This window comes from Pseudidiomarina piscicola (assembly GCF_902806985.1).
GTDB classification, from domain to species: domain Bacteria; phylum Pseudomonadota; class Gammaproteobacteria; order Enterobacterales; family Alteromonadaceae; genus Pseudidiomarina; species Pseudidiomarina piscicola.
Map to the genome: position 1 here is coordinate 71,022 of NZ_CADCXY010000005.1, position 17,757 is coordinate 88,778.

At 49.8% G+C, this 17,757-nt stretch carries 14 protein-coding genes and 1 tRNA gene; 4 read left to right on the plus strand and 11 right to left on the minus strand.

Annotated elements, in window-relative coordinates:
• The first annotated feature begins 1 nt into the window (after window position 1).
• Window positions 2-865, plus strand: a complete 864-nt coding sequence (locus PSI9734_RS09840; protein WP_173920974.1) for an alpha/beta hydrolase family protein — start codon at window positions 2-4, stop codon at window positions 863-865.
• Window positions 861-2,129, plus strand: a complete 1,269-nt coding sequence (gene kynU / locus PSI9734_RS09845; RefSeq protein ID WP_173921052.1) for a kynureninase — start codon at window positions 861-863, stop codon at window positions 2,127-2,129. Before PSI9734_RS09840 ends, kynU begins: the two co-directional genes overlap by 5 nt.
• Window positions 2,130-2,133: 4 nt before the next feature.
• Here kynU and PSI9734_RS09850 read toward each other — a convergent pair whose 3' ends face one another.
• The 4 genes from PSI9734_RS09850 to PSI9734_RS09865 all read right to left on the minus strand — a co-directional run bounded on the left by PSI9734_RS09850 (window position 2,134) and on the right by PSI9734_RS09865 (window position 7,199).
• A complete protein-coding gene (locus tag PSI9734_RS09850; protein ID WP_173920975.1) occupies window positions 2,134-2,985 on the minus strand; it encodes a universal stress protein in 852 nt (283 codons plus the stop codon).
• Window positions 2,986-3,000: 15 nt separating this feature from the next.
• The gene (locus tag PSI9734_RS09855; RefSeq protein WP_173920976.1) at window positions 3,001-4,491 is read right to left on the minus strand and encodes a SulP family inorganic anion transporter; all 1,491 of its coding nucleotides are present in this window, start codon (window positions 4,489-4,491) and stop codon (window positions 3,001-3,003) included.
• 187 nt (window positions 4,492-4,678) lie between these two features.
• A complete protein-coding gene (locus PSI9734_RS09860; protein WP_173920977.1) occupies window positions 4,679-5,578 on the minus strand; it encodes a tetratricopeptide repeat protein in 900 nt (299 codons plus the stop codon).
• Between the two features lie 169 nt (window positions 5,579-5,747).
• Window positions 5,748-7,199: a YdgA family protein gene (locus PSI9734_RS09865; RefSeq protein ID WP_173920978.1), complete on the minus strand. Its 1,452-nt coding sequence runs from the start codon at window positions 7,197-7,199 to the stop codon at window positions 5,748-5,750.
• Window positions 7,200-7,487: 288 nt separating this feature from the next.
• On the opposite strand from PSI9734_RS09865, the gene PSI9734_RS09870 reads away from it, so the two are divergent.
• Together PSI9734_RS09870 and PSI9734_RS09875 are read left to right on the plus strand one after the other, a co-directional pair.
• Entirely contained in the window at window positions 7,488-8,141 is a 654-nt protein-coding gene (locus PSI9734_RS09870) for a LiaF domain-containing protein (RefSeq protein WP_173920979.1), read from the plus strand.
• 54 nt (window positions 8,142-8,195) lie between these two features.
• The gene (locus PSI9734_RS09875; RefSeq protein WP_173920980.1) at window positions 8,196-10,382 is read left to right on the plus strand and encodes an OsmC domain/YcaO domain-containing protein; all 2,187 of its coding nucleotides are present in this window, start codon (window positions 8,196-8,198) and stop codon (window positions 10,380-10,382) included.
• On the opposite strand, the gene PSI9734_RS09880 is transcribed toward PSI9734_RS09875, so the two are convergent.
• The 7 genes from PSI9734_RS09880 to PSI9734_RS09910 form a co-directional block, all read right to left on the minus strand.
• Window positions 10,368-11,612, minus strand: a complete 1,245-nt coding sequence (locus PSI9734_RS09880; protein WP_173920981.1) for a sensor domain-containing phosphodiesterase — start codon at window positions 11,610-11,612, stop codon at window positions 10,368-10,370. The genes PSI9734_RS09875 and PSI9734_RS09880 overlap by 15 nt on opposite strands.
• 96 nt (window positions 11,613-11,708) lie before the next feature.
• Window positions 11,709-12,557, minus strand: a complete 849-nt coding sequence (locus tag PSI9734_RS09885; RefSeq protein WP_173920982.1) for a patatin-like phospholipase family protein — start codon at window positions 12,555-12,557, stop codon at window positions 11,709-11,711.
• Window positions 12,558-12,618: 61 nt separating this feature from the next.
• Window positions 12,619-14,151 (minus strand): S10 family peptidase, encoded by a 1,533-nt coding sequence (locus PSI9734_RS09890; protein WP_173920983.1) that lies wholly within the window; start codon window positions 14,149-14,151, stop codon window positions 12,619-12,621.
• 73 nt (window positions 14,152-14,224) lie between these two features.
• Window positions 14,225-14,301: transfer RNA gene (locus PSI9734_RS09895), tRNA-Ile, on the minus strand.
• 77 nt (window positions 14,302-14,378) lie between these two features.
• Window positions 14,379-15,173: an amidohydrolase family protein gene (locus PSI9734_RS09900; RefSeq protein ID WP_173920984.1), complete on the minus strand. Its 795-nt coding sequence runs from the start codon at window positions 15,171-15,173 to the stop codon at window positions 14,379-14,381.
• Between the two features lie 148 nt (window positions 15,174-15,321).
• Window positions 15,322-17,160, minus strand: a complete 1,839-nt coding sequence (gene rpoD, locus PSI9734_RS09905; protein ID WP_173920985.1) for an RNA polymerase sigma factor RpoD — start codon at window positions 17,158-17,160, stop codon at window positions 15,322-15,324.
• Between the two features lie 114 nt (window positions 17,161-17,274).
• The gene (locus PSI9734_RS09910; protein ID WP_173920986.1) at window positions 17,275-17,664 is read right to left on the minus strand and encodes a DUF3192 domain-containing protein; all 390 of its coding nucleotides are present in this window, start codon (window positions 17,662-17,664) and stop codon (window positions 17,275-17,277) included.
• Window positions 17,665-17,757 lie beyond the last annotated feature (93 nt).

A 17,757-nucleotide genomic window follows, 5' to 3' on the forward strand; every position in this document is an offset into this window, starting at 1 on the left:
TATGCACCTTCACCGAACGCTCTTAACCACTACCTGTGCGGCGTTTTTATTTACTGTAGCTAGCGCAGCGACGCCCGCGGCGCTTGCTAAGGAAACGACAAGTGTAGCGCCAAACGTGCCCTACTCCGCTGTGACCGAACTTGACTTTGATGCCCCCCTCAAGCGACTCAGCTATGGCCCGGATGCTTTGCAGTTTATTGACCTATGGCCAAGACCTGATGAGGCCTCACCGCTGGTCATATTTATTCATGGGGGATGCTGGTTAAGTGCCTACGATATTAAACACTCCTACCCCGCAACGAGTGCGCTTTGGCATGCGGGCTTCACGGTGGCATCTATTGAATACCGCCGAACCGGTGATACCGGTGGCGGCTGGCCAGGCAGTTGGAACGACATACAAAACGCCATCGATAGCTTACGCCAACAAGCGCAGTTCAACGATCCCCAGCGTAAGGTGATACTTATGGGACACAGCGCTGGCGGTCACCTCGCATTACTCGCAGCTAACCAGTTTAGCGGTTTTGTTGATCATGTGGTTGGGCTTGCTGCTATCACCGACCTCGCCAGCTACATTAAGATGGACGGTAGCTGTCAGCGCGGTGGTAAACAGTTTATGCATAACGCCAGCGCGGCCGATTGGCAGGTAGCCGATCCAGCCCGTCAGCCGCCGACGAGCGCCGTTACGCTCCTGCAAGGTGAAGCGGATAGTATTGTTCCTGTCGCCCAAGCGACACGTTATGACCACAGCACTACAACTACGGTCATCACCTTGCCCAAGGCCGGTCATTTTGATTGGATACACCCTCAAACCGATGCCTGGAAACACCTTTTAGCAACCATGGAAACCATACATGAGTCGTATTGATTTCACTGCGCTTAAAGCGCTTGATCGCCAAGATCCACTGGCCCCCGTGCGCCAGCAGTTTGTGATCCCAGAAGACACTATTTACCTTGATGGAAACTCTCTAGGGTTGCTCACTCACGCAACCCAGCAACGTTTGGCTGAGGTAACGTCGCAACAGTGGGGGCAAGACGTGATCAGCAGTTGGAACCAGCACAACTGGGTTCACTTGCCAGCAACAGTGGGTGACAAAATTGGCCAATTAATTGGCGCCGAAGCTGGGCAAGTTATTTGTTGCGACTCTATTTCGGTTAATCTCTTTAAAGCCCTAAGTGCCGCTTTTAGCTTGCTTGATGCCCGCGGAGAGCCGCGTACCGAACGTCACCAAGTACTTTCAACCGCTGATAACTTTCCAACCGACCTTTACATGGTGCAAGGTTTACAACAGTTAGTGGGCAGTCAGCAATGCGAGCTGGTATTGGCGGATGAAGCTGAACTACTCAGTGATTTGTCGCAACACATTACTAAACAAACAGCGGTGGTGCTGCTTACTGAAGTCAACTTTCGCAGCGGCCGTCGGCTGCCGATGGCGGATATCATTGCCCATGCCCATGCGATGGGAGCGCTAGTGATTGTCGACCTAGCTCACAGTGCGGGTGCAGTTCCCGTTGAGCTTGACAGCTGGCGCGCCGACTTTGCCGTTGGTTGCACCTACAAATACCTTAATGGTGGGCCTGGTGCTCCAGCCTTCGTGTATGTCGCTAAGCGCCATTTAGCCGATATCACGCAGCCTCTATCGGGTTGGTTTGGTCACTCGCAGCCGTTTGCCTTTGACGCCAAATTCTCTGCCGCAGCTGGCATTGAAAAGATGCTCAGCGGTACCCCGTCGATTATTGCGATGAGTGCCGTTGATGCAGCACTTGAGGTGTTTGAGTCTGTTGATATGAACCAGCTTCGCACAAAGTCAGTGCAACTCAGCGAAGTCTTCTTAGAGTTACTCGAACAGGCGGAGTTAGCCGAACAATTTGACTGTATTTCTCCGGCAGAATCTGCGCAGCGAGGTAGTCAGCTATCGTTCGCTCATCCACAGGCGTACGCGATTTGTCAGGCGCTTATCGAACGCAACGTCATTGCGGACTTTCGCGCGCCCAACTACTTACGTATTGGTTTCACACCCTTGTATACGAGCTTTGAAGAATTAGGAAAGGCAGTTCAACAGTTACAGGACATTATGCAAACGCAGGCCTACCTCGACCCGCGTTTCCAAGCCCGACAAGCGGTCACTTAAGCCGTTAGCGTAACACCAGTACCGGTGTTGCGCTTTCTTGCAACACCCGCATGGTCGTACTGCCAACTAAAAACTGGCGGATGCGAGAGTGGCCAAAAGCGCCCATCACCATGAGATCAATCTCTTGCTCGGTCTGATACTGATGCAAGCACTCTTCCACGTTCCCTGCTAACAGTTTCGTTTTTACGTCATGACCACCGGCTCCCAGCTGCTCCGCTGCCCACTGTAAACGCTCTTTGTTGTCGGCGGTTTCCGCATCGACCATGACAATATGAATTGGCATTCCTTGGAACAAAGGGCTCTTCGCCAGCAGCTCGACGCCTTTCTTAGTGGTCGCGCTGCCATCATACGCTAGCATCGCGCTTTGTGGCTGACGGTAGCTATCGGTGGTTAACAATAGCGGCCGGTGCACAGTACGAATGACCGTTTCTAAATGGCTGCCAACTTTATGCAACTGGTTCACCGAGTCTTCACCATGCAGCCCTAGCACCGCTAAGCGCACATCTTGCTCCATTTCCACAAGCGTTGGCGCCAGTTCGCCGTGACGTTGGCGTTGGTGTATTTCGTCAACGCCACTTGAGCGCAATTTGTCTTCGGCTTGCTGTAAAAGTAGGTGGCCATGTTTTAAGGCTAATTTCGCCCGTTGCTCATCTAGCTCAACCAACTGTTCTAATAGATGTTCACGCGTACCAAGGCCGATATTACCGGTAATATCGGTGCTCGCTTCAAGGCTCGAATTCTCAAGCACGTGTAACAACATTAACGGCGCCTTGAGTTGCTTTGCCGCCCATGCGGAATATTCACACACGGCAGTGCTTGCAGTTGCGCCATCAATGCATCCAATTACATAAGACATTTCGTTCTCCTCGACCTAGTGGCCACCCATAATTTCGTCAGTAGCGCCAGGCTTGTCATGAACACCAAAACGGTCAACGATGGTCGCACTTGCTTCATTAAGGCCTATCACTTCAACATCAGCACCATCACGACGGAACTTCAGTACGACCTTGTCGAGAGCACCGACACCGGTGATATCCCAGAAGTGTGCGCGAGTCACATCAATCACTACTTTATCGACTGCTTCTTTGAAGTCAAAAGATGCGACGAATTTATCTGCCGAACTAAAGAAAACTTGCCCTATGACATGATACTGACGTTCGGTACCTTCCGCGTTAATGCTCGATCGAACATGCATGAAATGCCCGATTTTATTGGCAAAGAACATCGCCGCCAAGAGTACGCCAACCCCCACACCGAGAGCCAAGTTATGGGTCGCAACCACAACGGCGACGGTACTTAGCATCACAATATTGGTCGATAACGGATGTTTACGAAGATCACGGATCGACGCCCAGCTAAAGGTACCAATAGAAACCATAATCATCACCGCGACTAATGCCGCCATTGGTATTTGCTTGAGCCATTCATCCAGCACCAAAATCATCACCATTAAGAAGCTACCGGCAACAAAAGTCGATAGCCGTGTACGGCCGCCAGACTTGACGTTAATAACCGACTGTCCAATCATGGCACAACCTGCCATACCACCGAATAAGCCGGCACCAATATTGGCAATACCTTGACCTTTACATTCACGGTTTTTGTCACTTTCCGTGTCGGTTAGATCATCAACAATCGTCGCAGTCATCATTGATTCAAGTAAACCGACGACCGCAAGTGCGGCAGAGTAAGGGAACACGATCCATAAGGTTTCTAGGTTCAGCGGCACATCTGGCCATAAGAAAATTGGCAATGTATCTGGCAACTGCCCCATATCACCCACCGTGCGAATATCAATATTCCAGACGATAGCAACGATTGTCAGCGACACAATGCAAATCAATGGCGAAGGCAGCACACGGCCAATTACCGGGATATAAGGGAACAAATAGATAATTCCCAAGCCGGCGGCGGTCATCGCGTAAACATGCCAAGTCACGTTCGTTAGCTCCGGTAGCTGCGCCATAAAGATCAGTATCGCCAACGCATTCACAAAGCCGGTCACCACTGACCGTGAAACAAAACGCATTAAATCGCCAAGCTTTAAGTAACCTGCGACGATTTGCAGTACCCCTGTCAACAACGTTGCAATAAGCAGGTACTCTAACCCATGGTCTTTAACAAGGGTCACCATCAGCAGCGCCATGGCTCCGGTCGCAGCAGAGATCATCCCCGGCCGGCCGCCAGTGAAAGCAATCACCACCGCAATACAGAAACTCGCATAGAGCCCAACTTTAGGGTCGACACCGGCAATAATTGAAAAGGCAATGGCTTCTGGAATGAGCGCCAAAGCAACCACGATACCCGCCAACACATCGCCACGAATATTCGAGAACCATTGGTTTTGAATGGTCTTAAGCATAGTTGTCATCACTTGTTCAGTTGTTGATTTACGTATACGTATAGCGTCAATGACCACACTAGGCATCGACGAATTAAAGAAGGGACTACTGTTACGTACAGGGTAGCATCAGGTTAGAGACGCAGCCCTTTAAAGGCCGCGAATCATACAGAAATATCGGAAGTTGCGCAAATTTTAGCAGGTTAAGTTAGTTGCCGCCGCGGCTGCCACTAAGCACATCACCGAGGCTGCTTTGCCCCTTACTGGGACTTGATACCGCGCAAGGCGAGCCAGTGTCGGCACAACCCACACCGCGGATCCTAGAGCCAATAGAGCGATTGTCGAAGCTGCCGGACGCATCAAGTTGATTGACTAAACGGTCGAGCTGCGTGCGGTACAAACTTGCATCTGCGGTTACTGTAATACGCTCTACCGACTGCTCCGCCTGACGTAGTAGCTTGGCCTCGTCGGTTTTTGCGAATTGCGTGCCCTGTAGCTGTTGGTTGATACGTTGCAACTGTTGTCCGGCGTCTTTATGACCTGAACGCGCAAGACGAGCGAAGAGTTTGCCCGCGCCAGGCAGGTCTTGCTCCATCAAGGTGCCCGTTTGCTTCAATCGTGCTAGGGCATACATTGCCGTCAACAAACGCTGCTCGGCGGCACGTTCTAACAACGGAACCGCTTGTTGCTGTTCGGTTGCGGTGGAGGCTGCTAGCAATTGTGTCGCTTTTAAATACAACGCTGGTGCGTACCCAGCTTCTACCGAGCGGTCGAGCCATAACTGACTTTTTGCAACATCCTGTGGCAGTACGAACCCTCGTTGGTACCAGTCGGCAATAACATACATTGCCAACGGGTTTCGGCGCCGCGCACCTTGTTCAATAAAACGTTCGGCCTTGGCTTGATCTTGCGCAACGCCATCACCACTTGCGTACGCCAAGGCCACGACCGCAGCTGCGTCGCCACTACCTTTACGTGCCAGTTGCTCAAGCTGTGAAAGTTGTCGATCGCAATCGCCGCTTTCACAAATCGTAAGATCTTTACTGACTTGAGCCTGAGCCGGTTGCGCTACCAAAGAGCCAACTGCAAGAGCCAACGAACTAACCATTAAGGACAAACCGGATACCGAGAAAACTGACATGTGAGACCTTTTACGAACACGATTTTAGAAAACCAACGATAGAAACCAAGATAAACCACGCGTGCAACATAACACTACAGTGCGAGCGAACCTATTGCCGCGTGGTAAGTAATTGTAAGCAGCTTTTAACAGCTAACTACATGGCTCCTAGAGCCTGACCAAGCGGGCTCTCTTGTCCGTTCAGGGTAAGGGTGTCATCGGCCACACTGAAATTAAACTTATAGCTATCGCCAGCATCTTCAAGCAGGCCCTGCTGCACAAACGTTTGCGTCATAAGCGCCGCCTGTTGAGCTGCAAGTTGGGTCAGTTGCTCTTGGGTATAGTTTTGAGCTTGACCAGAACTCATTAAGCTCGTGTGTACGTAGCTTTGCATGGCCCATTGCATGAGGGGTTTGGCTACGGTGGCGTCGCTATGCATACGTATGTGTTCACGCCAGAAGGCGTCGTCTTCCATCGACGTTGGCATTGCGGTGACACCGTTGACTGATACGGCGGCGTTGGCGTTAAACGCGCCCTGCGGTAAGCTGCCGCTAAACTCTGTAATGGCGAATTCCGGATTTGCTTTTAAGAAGGCAAGGCCATGTTGCTCAAATAAAGTGGCCAGCGCCTCACCTATTTGCTCCGGTTCAGCATTCGCTGTATCTCTTAGTGTATCGAGGTAACGATCAATAAAGGCTTTGTCGAGATGGCTCATCATCGTATGCAGAGTTATGTCTTTGGCTTCGATAGCATTCACACGCAGCGTATCGGCGCCGAAGTTGATCACCATGCGGGCCAACTCGCTGACGCTCCCATCTGTCGCCTCAGCCTTTTGTTCAAGTGCAGTTAGGTAATCCATGGTCATGGCTTCAGCTACCAGAACCTCGCCAACGCGTGCATCGGTGACAGCCAATGACTCGGCAGCAACACGCCCTTCGCCGGCATAAAAGTCGCCCGCTAACACAGCTGCAAAGGAAGCTTCGGCCGCGCCCTCCACCTGAACATTGTCTACCGCAACCTGCATCGAGTCAGCTTGTAACCTAAAGTCGGCAACGCCGCCCTGATAGGTGAGCGTTTCACCATCATAAGTGCCGTGACCACGATATTCGGCGAGTTCAAATTGCAAGTCTTTAAGGCCTGCTGCGTTACGCAATGCAGCAAGCACATCTTGGTAATTAGCGTTACCTAGTAAGTTCACGCTGCCTTGTTGTAAATAAAGTAATTGATCTTTATTCCAATCGAGAACGTCAGCGAAGCCTGCACCGTCGTTACTTAACTGCCATGACAACAAACCTAGTGATAGCCCCTGATCGGTCAGCACCGGACCATGTTGAAGTGATAAATCAAGCTCGGTCGTCAACCATTGCAGCTCTGAGGTATCAACGCCAGCTAAGGCTTGCATGTCGACGCCAACCTCTATAACTGCGTTCGAACTAAGCCAGTTACGTTCATAACTCAGCACTTTTGCTTGATAAACAGGCTGTGATTGGTCGAAGTGAGCAACCTGCTTATAAATGTTTCCTTCCGTTTGGCTGCCTACGATATACGGCGTTGCTGTAAGCACACCCGCAATAACTACTGCACCAATAACTATCCCTTTTTTGCTCATCTCGACTTCTCTCATGCTTGAAATAATAAGTAACCGGAATATAACAAAGTTTTTGATTTGGCAGGAGACCCTATCTGATAAATGTTGTAACAAACTTCGTCCAAGTTACCGCCCCACACTGACACCTATGACGCGCCCCTCACAAACTAGCGAAAATTGACTATAGTTAGTGAAATTGCCTAATTCATTACTAACGTTGAATATAATAGTTGTGTTAAAACAGCTGCTTATGGTTTGGCCTTGTTTTTGCATGTTTTATTGGCACCTAAGCTTAATTGAGGAAAAACCATGTCTGTCAAACTATCCGATCGCCCTATCGAGCAAGTTCGCGAGGAAACCGTCGACAAGCTTATTGTTAATTACAGCCGTGCCATTATTTCAGCGGAAGCGTTTGAGCGCCGTCTTGACGAAGCCATGGCAACAGACGACCACCAACAATTAGTTGATCTTGTGACCGACCTTCCACTTGATGCTGACGTGCAATACGATCATAAAAAAGAACGCTCGTTCACCCCCAACTATGCCGCTACCGACGCAACAGAAGACGATAAAATGATCAGTATTCTGGGCTCAAATGTCCGTGAGGGACAATGGCAGGTTCCTAAAAAGATCATCGTGGTCGATGTCCTCGGTTCTGCAAAGCTTGATTTTACCGATGCCATTTTTCAACACCAGGCTATCGAGGTAAGGGTCACCAATGTACTGGGAAGCCTGGAGATTTTCGTTCCTGAAAACGTAAATGTGACCACTCGGGTATTCAATATTATTGGCTCGGCCGAGAACCATGCGCCATCAATGGCCGGTCGGCAAGCGCCGCAAATTACCATCACCGGTTGGTCGTTACTCGGCTCCATCGAAGTCTCGGTCAAACGCACCATGAAAGAGAAACTAGTGGCCTTTGCCAATAGCATGCGCGAAGCTTTCGGCATGGAAAAACAGTAGCAGATAAGCGATAATGGCGGCCAGACACATCCTATGAAACCTCGGTAGCCCGCCATGGAAATTAAAGTAAACTTTCTCGACAATTTACGCCTTGAGGCGAAATTTGATGACTTTACAGTGATCACCGATCAGCCGATTCGTTACAAAGGTGACGGGTCGGCACCGAGTCCGTTTGATTATTTCCTGGCGTCATCGGCTATGTGCGCGGCCTACTTTGTTAAAGTCTACTGCGTGGCACGTGATATTCCGACCGAGAATATTCGACTGTCGCAAAATAATATCGTCGACCCAGAGAACCGCTACAACCAAGTGTTTAAGATTCAGGTTGAGCTGCCTGACGACATTTCAGCTAAAGATCGACAAGGCATTTTGCGTTCCATCGACCGCTGTACGGTCAAGAAAGTCGTGCAAACGGGCCCCGACTTTCAAATTGAAGTCGTTGAGAACCTCGATGAAGATGCCCAGGCCTTGCTACTCGGCGACGTTAGCGACAACCAGCTGACCTATATCGAAGGTAAAGATCTACCACTTGAACAAACGATCGCCAACATGACGCAGCTTTTAGCCGACTTAGGCATGAAGATAGAGATCGCATCTTGGCGCAATATTGTTCCCCATGTTTGGTCGTTACATATTCGTGATGCCGCTTCACCTATGTGTTTCACCAATGGTAAAGGCGCCTCTAAAGAGGCCGCTTTGGCATCTGCTTTGGGCGAATTTATTGAACGACTAAGCTGTAACTTTTTCTACAATGACCATTACTTTGGTGAAGCGCTCGCCCATGCTGACTTTGTTCACTACCCAAATGAGAAGTGGTTCGCACTCACCGAAGACGACAGCCTGCCAAGTGGCATTTTGGATGAACGCACCCGATCTATCTATGATCCCGAGAACGAGCTTCGTGGCTCGCACTTAATTGATACCAACTCCGGCAATACCGAGCGCGGCATTTGTGCCTTGCCATTTAAGCGACATTCCGATGGTGAGACGGTCTATATTCCGTCCAATTTGATCGAAAACTTGTTCCTTAGTAACGGTATGAGCGCCGGCAATACCTTAGCTGAAGCGCAGGTCCAGTGCCTCTCAGAAATTTTTGAGCGGGCGGTCAAAAAGCACATCATCGAAAATGAAATGGCTTTGCCTGACGTGCCTCCAGCAGTGTTGGCGCAATACCCGCACATCGTAGAAGGTATTAAGGGGCTTGAAGAGCAAGGTTATCCGGTCTTGGTGAAGGACGCTTCGCTTGGCGGACAGTTTCCGGTCGCCTGCGTCACCCTGATGAACCCGCGCACCGGAGGCGTTTTTGCCTCGTTTGGAGCCCACCCAAGTATGGCAGTGGCTATCGAGCGCAGTCTCACGGAACTCTTGCAGGGTCGCAGCTTTGAAGGCCTCAATGATCTTCCACCACCCACCTTTAATAGTATGGAAGTGACCGAACCAAACAACTCAGTCGAGCACTTTATTGATTCCTCCGGTGTGGTGTCCTGGCGTTTCTTTAGCGCCAAAAGCGACATTGAGTTCTGCGAGTGGGATTTTTCCGGATCCAATGCGGAAGAAGCCGAAACCCTATTCGGTATTTTAGACCAGCTAGGCAAAGAGGCTTACATCGCTGTACATACAGATCTTGGCGCGCCAGTTTGCCGCATACTTGTGCCTGATTATTCTGAAGTTTACCCCGTAGACGATCTGATTTGGGATAATACCAACCAAGCTTTAGATTACCGAGAAGATATTCTTAACCTGCACCGCTTGGATCAACAACAGTTGGAAAGCCTTGTCGAGCGCCTCGAAGAGAGCCAGTTGGACAATTACTTAGATATTGGCACCTTGATTGGTATCGTTTTCGATGAAAACACAGAGTGGGGTCAACTGACGATTCTTGAGCTCAAGTTACTTATTTATCTTGCCCTACAACGTCACGATGAAGCGCTCGAGTTGGTGGAGGCGTTCTTGCAATACAACGATAACACCGTCACCCGCGTTCTGTTCTACCGTGCGATGCAAGCTGCGCTCGAAATCGAATTGGATGAAGAGCTGGATATGGCTGACTTCTTACATAGCCTGGAGCGCATGTACGGCGTTGAAACCATGACCTCTGTCGTCGGTTCGGTTGCAGGCACCAAAACCTTTGCGGGCCTCACCCCAACCAACATGCAGCTTGAGGGGCTAGACAAACATCAACGCCTACTAGAAAGCTATCAAAAACTGCATGCCGCACGAGCTCTTTTAGCCACCTCTTGAGGTGGCTTTCGCGCGCTCTATAATCGTACTGAATTCTTCGGGACGTGCAAAAAAGTACCCTTGAAAGTTACTAACGCCGAGGCCCTTTAACGTATCGAGTTCAGCTTGCGTTTCAACACCTTCGGCGACGGTTTGTATCTCTGAAGATTCCGCAAACGCAACTAACGCTGCGACCAACGCTTGACGCTTAGTGTCCCCCTCAATCGCTCGAATCAAATTCATATCTAACTTGATAATATCAGGCTCTAACTCGATGATATGCCGCAGACTCGCAAACCCAGAGCCAACGTCGTCAATAGCGATCTCGAGTCCTTTATCAACTAAAGGCTGAAGCTTTCGAGCAAACACGGAATAGTCATCAATTTCTGTGTGTTCGGTGATCTCTAAGACCAAGGCATTCGGGTCAATGCCTTCTAGCAGCGCAAACAAGTTACCATTCAACATCAAATTCGGTGAAACATTGAGCGATAGTTTTACCAGCAACTGGGACTCTTCCGCTAATGCCAGATGCTCTAGAGCCTTAAGTAGTATTAACGATTCAATATAGATACCCAGCCCAACAGATTCAGCCTCGTCTATCCATTCATTCGGAGGACGATACGGCGATGAGTTAAAGCGAGCTAAGGTTTCATAGAAGAGAACTTGCGAGTTGTCAGCGTCAACAACCGGCTGAAACCGTAACTGAAGGTTGTTTGTTTCAGCGACACTTTTAATTCGGTGCGTACTCTCCGCAATGCGCTCATCGCGCTCAACTTTTTTGCGCATCAGCTGCCCAATCGTGGCAGCGACGACGTGCAAAAAACCAAGATCTCGATCAGATAAATATTCCGCCGGCGAGCTATCGTAGCAGCATAAGGTACCGTAGACACGGTTATCCTTTAAATAGACCGGTACCCCCGCGTAAGAGCCAATCCCGAGCTCCTCGGTTACGGGCAAGCTAGCGGTAATCGCGTTCTCTTGGGTATCGCGAATAATCGGCGGTAGTACTCCGTCTAATATGCGTTTACAGTAAGTTTTTTCACATTCATCGCCATGCCCTCGAATGGGGATCTCTTGGCGGCCACTGTCTGCACTTACGTAACGAAAAATTCGCTTGCCATCGGTGATTTCAGACAGAAACGCGACTTCCATATTTAGGTGACGCCGAACAGACTCGAGCAATTCATCTAAATTGCTCTCACTTTCTTCGTCTGGCACCTTAAGTAGTTCTTCGAGAGGGTTTGCAGCCATCGTCGTTTCGCTCCATAAATCAATTTACAGCCGGCAAGCTGTAATCATACTATATGGACAAGGTTCTGCAAAAATTTTAACGACGAGCTACATAATTTAAACGTTACTATAGTTGTCTATGTGGTCGAACGCAGCTCTTAGGCCGGCGTTATAGCCAATATCTAACCGTTGTGGCTGCCGAGTGAATCGGCCCACCGGAAAGCCCTCTGGCGGGGCGATAACATGCACTTTGCAGTCGTCTGGCGGTGCATGAATGAAATCGATGGTCGCATTATAACGTTCAGCACGGGCCTCGATCGCATCGCAAAGCTTTGGGTACTGACTCAAAATACGGCGCGTTATTGCCATCGAGCGCCCAGCTTTTTTGCGATAACCCTGCGCACGCGATAACACCACGGTAATGTCACGTGCCCCCATTTCGTAGGCTTTTAACACCGGTATAGAATCCGCTACGCCGCCATCGGTCATAGCAATGCCATCGACTTCTGAAAAGTCGCGAAAGGCGATCGGAATTGCACACGACGCCGGAAAGAGTTGATGCAGGTTTTGCGCGTTTACCTCGATATAGCAAGGCGCTCCGTCGTCGACCCGGGTGGTCACCACATACAGCGGCACCCCACCCGATTGATAACGCTCAAAATGCAATTCGATAGTGTTATACGACGTCCGCCAAAGCCACTCGACATCGCAAAGGTGGCCGCCTAAAAGCCCTCGCATTGGGTCAATGAAGTCCTTTGACTGCGCTAGTTCAGTAAGGATCCGATAGCTGCGTTGGTAATCGTCGGTGAGGTACCCGATCAAGTTGGTGGAGCCTGACGACACCCCAAGCGCAAAGTCAAAAGGCTTAAACGACTCACGCATAAAGCCGTCGAGCACACCTGCCGCAAAAATCCCCCGCATGGCGCCGCCCTCAACAACAAGCGCCGAGGCTCTCCTTTCTTGCATGTCGCTTACTCCCTGCTTCGACCTTTGTGTAAACGCGGCACTTTATGTGCGCACAGCAGTATTACTCAACACCTCTGGATTGCGCTTTGATGAACGCTCGGGTGTCTTCTAGTAATGCCTGTCGGGCTGGCTCGTGCACATACATCATGTGGCCACCATGATAATAATGGTACTGAATATCTTCGCCAGCGATGCCATGCCGATTAAGGGTATACTCGGCGTCAAAAAACGGTGTGACCAGATCATAGTAACCTGATGCAACCATCACCTTCAGCGCTGGCGTACTGCGCAGCACATCAGCTAAGTCTGGTGTGGTATTCACATAATGAGGCTCCCAAGAACGACCCTCCGGCGCTAAACTCCAACGCCATTTTCCCGACAGTTCAGGGTCCGATGGATTCAAATAAGTACGTTGCCAATCGATTCCTAAATCATTACGCATATAGTGCATCAACGACGCTTTATAGGCTGGCGATATGGCGCGCGATGCATCTGAGCGGGGCCCGGCAGCGACATCATCACGCTCATCTTTAGTGTAACGACTATCAAGTCGACCCACCGCAATACCCTGGTCACGCATTAGCTCTTTAGCAAAACGAAAGGCATTAATACGTAGGTCAACTCGCTCGATATATTCTTTGCTTAGACCGGTGAAATGCTGCAACTTAGTGACCAACTCGGCACGTTCGTCGGCACTTAACAGATTCCCTTTAAACAGCCCAGGTAGTAGTTCTTCAGTAGCAAACTCTCGGCTCTCTTGAATGAAGCTCTCAAAATCGCCTGAGGTATCGACCTTACCGTGATACCAGGCTGTCGCAGCCATCGTTGGAACGTAAGTGATATAAGAAATGATATTGTCGTCGATATAGGGGCTCGAACCCTGATAATCGAGGGCCTGCGACACGAATACAATACCATTGACACCTATCACATGGTCATCAAGTAGCACCTTGGCCACCGCAGCTGCTCGAGTGGTACCAAAACTTTCACCAAGTAAAAACACCGGCGAGTTCCAACGATTGTTCTCGGTTAACCATTTAGCAATAAACGCCGCCATCGATTTGGCGTCCTGAGTTAGCCCCCAAAAGTCTTCTTTTTTACCTTCGCCGATGGCGCGCGAAAACCCCGTACCCACAGGATCCACAAACACCATGTCGGTCACATCCAGTATCGTTTCAGGGGCATCTTTGATGCTATAAGGTGCCGGACCCGGATGCGCTGCATCACTTGGCACGACAATACGTTTCGGCCCATAACCACCCATATGTAGCCAGTTCGACGACGACCCCGGGCCACCATTCCAGATAAAAGTTACCGGCCGGTTATCCTTGCTCTGAGCCACATAATCGAACGAGAAAATAGCTGCAGTTGGTTCGCCTTCGCTATTTCGCAAATAGGTTTCACCGGCGTCCACGGTGTAGCTCACGCGATCGCCATTAAAGGTACCTTTGTGTTTTGAAACAAAGCGCGTCGGTTCAGGCACGGCCTGCACGTCTTCGGCTTGCGCGCCAGCGATACCCGCGGCCATGCTAGTAGATGTCGGAGCCAACAGCGCAACTGAGAACAAGATCGAAGATAAAGTAGCTAATTTCATACTTTCATTCCCTAAACGATAGATGAAATCAGATTACCACAAATGAAGAAAATGTGGCCAGTTCGGAATAGAATGGTGGCCCCTCCCAGACTTGAACTGGGGACCTACCGATTATGAGTCGGGTGCTCTAACCAACTGAGCTAAGGGGCCATTACAGATAGGAATTGCAAAGCGGGCGCAAGTATATGAAATTTTGGCCCGCTTGTCATGACCCAGAGGGGCAATTTTTAGAGTTTTATGTCGTAGAATTTCGCTGCGTTACGCGCGAAAACTTTGTCGATGGCTTCGTCGCTATCGAGCGCACCGGCAACCATGCTGATGTCGGTCCGATTGAACGGACGTTCGGCGCGGTTCGACGGCAAGTCGGTACCAAACATAAGACAATCTGGGTTGGTTTCGTACAGTTTCTTCACCGCTTCGGCCACGTCCACTTCAGTACGACCAAAACCACTGGCTTTAATATGCACGCCGGCTTCTGCCAGTTTACGCACTTGTGATAGGCCTGAGCGGGCCATGCCAAGATGGTCCACCGACGCTTTAGGTAGCTTGATGAGCTTTGGAATAATTTCGTCAAGCTCACGGCTGTCGACGTACATTTCAAGGTGCCAACCGGCCAATTCCCAAATACGCATGCCGAAATCGACCAGGTTATCTAAGCCGCTGACAACGCCCCGCTTGAGGTTCACGCGAACACCACGCACGCCACTGTCACGTAGCGACAAGATCTTTTCATCTGACACGCTGCTCGGCAGGTTGGTGATCCCCACAAACTGCGAACCTAACCCATCAAGGGCAGGTTTCAAATATTTCTGATCAAAGCCCTGTGGTGATCCGGACACCACCACGCCACCTACTATCGGTAGATCACGCGTGCGGTGTTGATAGTCTTCCACCGAAAATGGTGGCGGCAAAAATCCCTGATTCTCGATCAGTGGATACGTATCATTATAAATATGCAGATGCGCATCAATGATTCGATGAGGTTGTGGTGCATCAGTGATTTTTTGATCCGTTGCTGTCATAACGTATCCTTTTCAGCGAAGTTAGCTTCACCTTAACAAATTTAGCGGCTGATTTCATCTCAGTCGCCGGAGACTGTCGTTACAAAAAAGCCCCTGAGCTTTTGGCGTCAAGGGCTTTCGAGTAAGAGGCGTTTATTTCTAAAAGCTCTTACTCGTCGAGAAACGACTTCAATTGCTCAGATCGGCTAGGGTGACGCAACTTGCGTAGCGCCTTCGCTTCGATCTGTCGAATGCGTTCCCGGGTAACATCGAACTGTTTACCCACCTCTTCCAACGTATGGTCCGTATTCATATCAATACCGAAGCGCATACGCAAGACTTTAGCTTCCCGTTGCGTTAGGCCACCAAGCACTTCGCGCACCGAGTTGCGTAAGCTTTCGGAGGTTGCCGAGTCGACCGGTAAATCGAGCGTGGTGTCTTCAATAAAATCGCCAAGATGCGAATCTTCATCGTCGCCAATCGGCGTTTCCATGGAGATAGGTTCTTTAGCTATTTTCAGCACCTTGCGAATTTTGTCTTCTGGCATCACCATGCGTTCTGCCAGTTCTTCAGGCAGCGGCTCACGGCCCATTTCTTGCAGCATTTGCCGCGAGATCCGGTTCAATTTATTGATCGTTTCGATCATGTGAACGGGGATCCGAATGGTACGTGCTTGGTCTGCAATCGAACGGGTAATCGCCTGACGAATCCACCAGGTTGCATAGGTCGAAAACTTATAACCACGACGGTATTCAAACTTATCAACCGCCTTCATCAAACCGATGTTACCTTCCTGAATTAAGTCGAGGAACTGTAAGCCACGGTTGGTATATTTTTTCGCAATTGAAATGACCAAGCGCAAGTTTGCTTCGACCATTTCTTTTTTCGCACGGCGCGCTTTCGCTTCGCCAATCGACATGCGACGGTTAATATCTTTGACCTTCGCAATGGTAAGCCCAGTTTCAACTTCAACCTCAGACAGTTTCACAATGCAGCGTTCTAACTCAGGCTGCAGTTCGGTCAAAGCTTGCGAGTAAGCTTCATCACTGGCGATGGCAAAATCTAACCATGCGGTGTTGTTTTCGTTGCCGGCAAAAGCTTTCATGAAGGTGCGTTTTGGCATTTGAGCCTGTTCCACACTCATTTTCATGATCAAGCGTTCTTGCACACGCACCCGATGCATCATGTCGCGCATGTCTTTAACAAGGCGGTCAAATTGCTTCGGCACTAGGCGGAACTGCTTGAACAAATCGCTTAGCGCTTCAATCTCGGTGCGAGCTTTCGCATGGTCGCGACCATGCTTGCTGATTGCTTTGCGGGTTTTTTCGTATTGCGCACGCAATTCGCCGAACTTCTGACGTGCGAACTCAGGGTCGATACCGCCCTCGTTTGCATCATCATCATCGTCGTCGTCATCTTCGTCGTCGTCTTCATCTTCCAGTTCTTCTTCTGAAAGTTCAGAGCCGATATGTGTGGCGGCGACGGGTGCTTCGTCAACTTCGTTTGGATCGATGAAGCCCGAGATGATATCCGTTAGGCGCATCTCTTCAGCTTCACACTGGTCCCATTGATCGAGTAAGAAGTTAATTGCTTCTGGATACTCGGCAACAGAACATTGGACTTGGTTAATGCCTTCTTCGATGCGCTTAGCAATGTCGATCTCGCCTTCACGAGTCAACAGCTCGACGGTTCCCATTTCCCGCATGTACATACGCACAGGATCGGTCGTACGACCAAGTTCGCCATCGACACTAGCGAGCGCTTGAGCTGCTGCTTCTGCGGCATCTTCATCGGCGGTGTCTTCACTCATCATCAAGTCATCGGCATCAGGGGCATTTTCAAACACCTTGATACCCATGTCGTTGATCATGGCTATAATATCTTCGATTTGATCGGAATCTACAATCTCAGAAGGTAAATGATCGTTAACCTCAGCAAAAGTCAGGTAACCCTGCTCTTTTCCTTTGGCAATAAGAATTCTGAGTTGTGATTGACGACTCTGCTGCATACAGATCTACCACCTGTGATTTCAAATGGATAAATAAAAACCGGTCTTAAACGGATAAATCAAATTCAAGACCGGAAATTGTAGCAGATTTTGCAGTTTTGAGCCAGAAATTAATCAGTAGCTTTGTGGGATTCGGTTCAGTGCAAGCTCGCCCGTACCAACCAGCATACCGTCTTTAAAAATCACCGGTGTGCACTCATCTTTGGTGGTATTGCCATCCGCTTCAACGCGATGCGTTCGATAATAAAGCACGTCGTAGCGTACGCCATCTACCGTTAGTCGGTTGGTAAAGTCTGGCGTACCCATGGTGGTGCGCACATCGCTAAGCGAACTCATGTCATCAAGGGTCGCGATCATACGACGGTTTTTGTCTTCGACCTTACGGTAGTCACTGCTTGAACTGCTATCACCGTGATCACCATCAGCGACGATAATACAGCCTTGCAGGCCCATGGTCGCGGCAATCATTAACGCAGCAGCGGCTGCACCTTTAAGTTTAGTCATTACATTTTCCTCGAAACAAGTAGTAAATAGTCAATGAAGCACGCGCCAAGGCGTACCTTTCACTGAAATTAATGCAATTAGAATGCCAAGTTA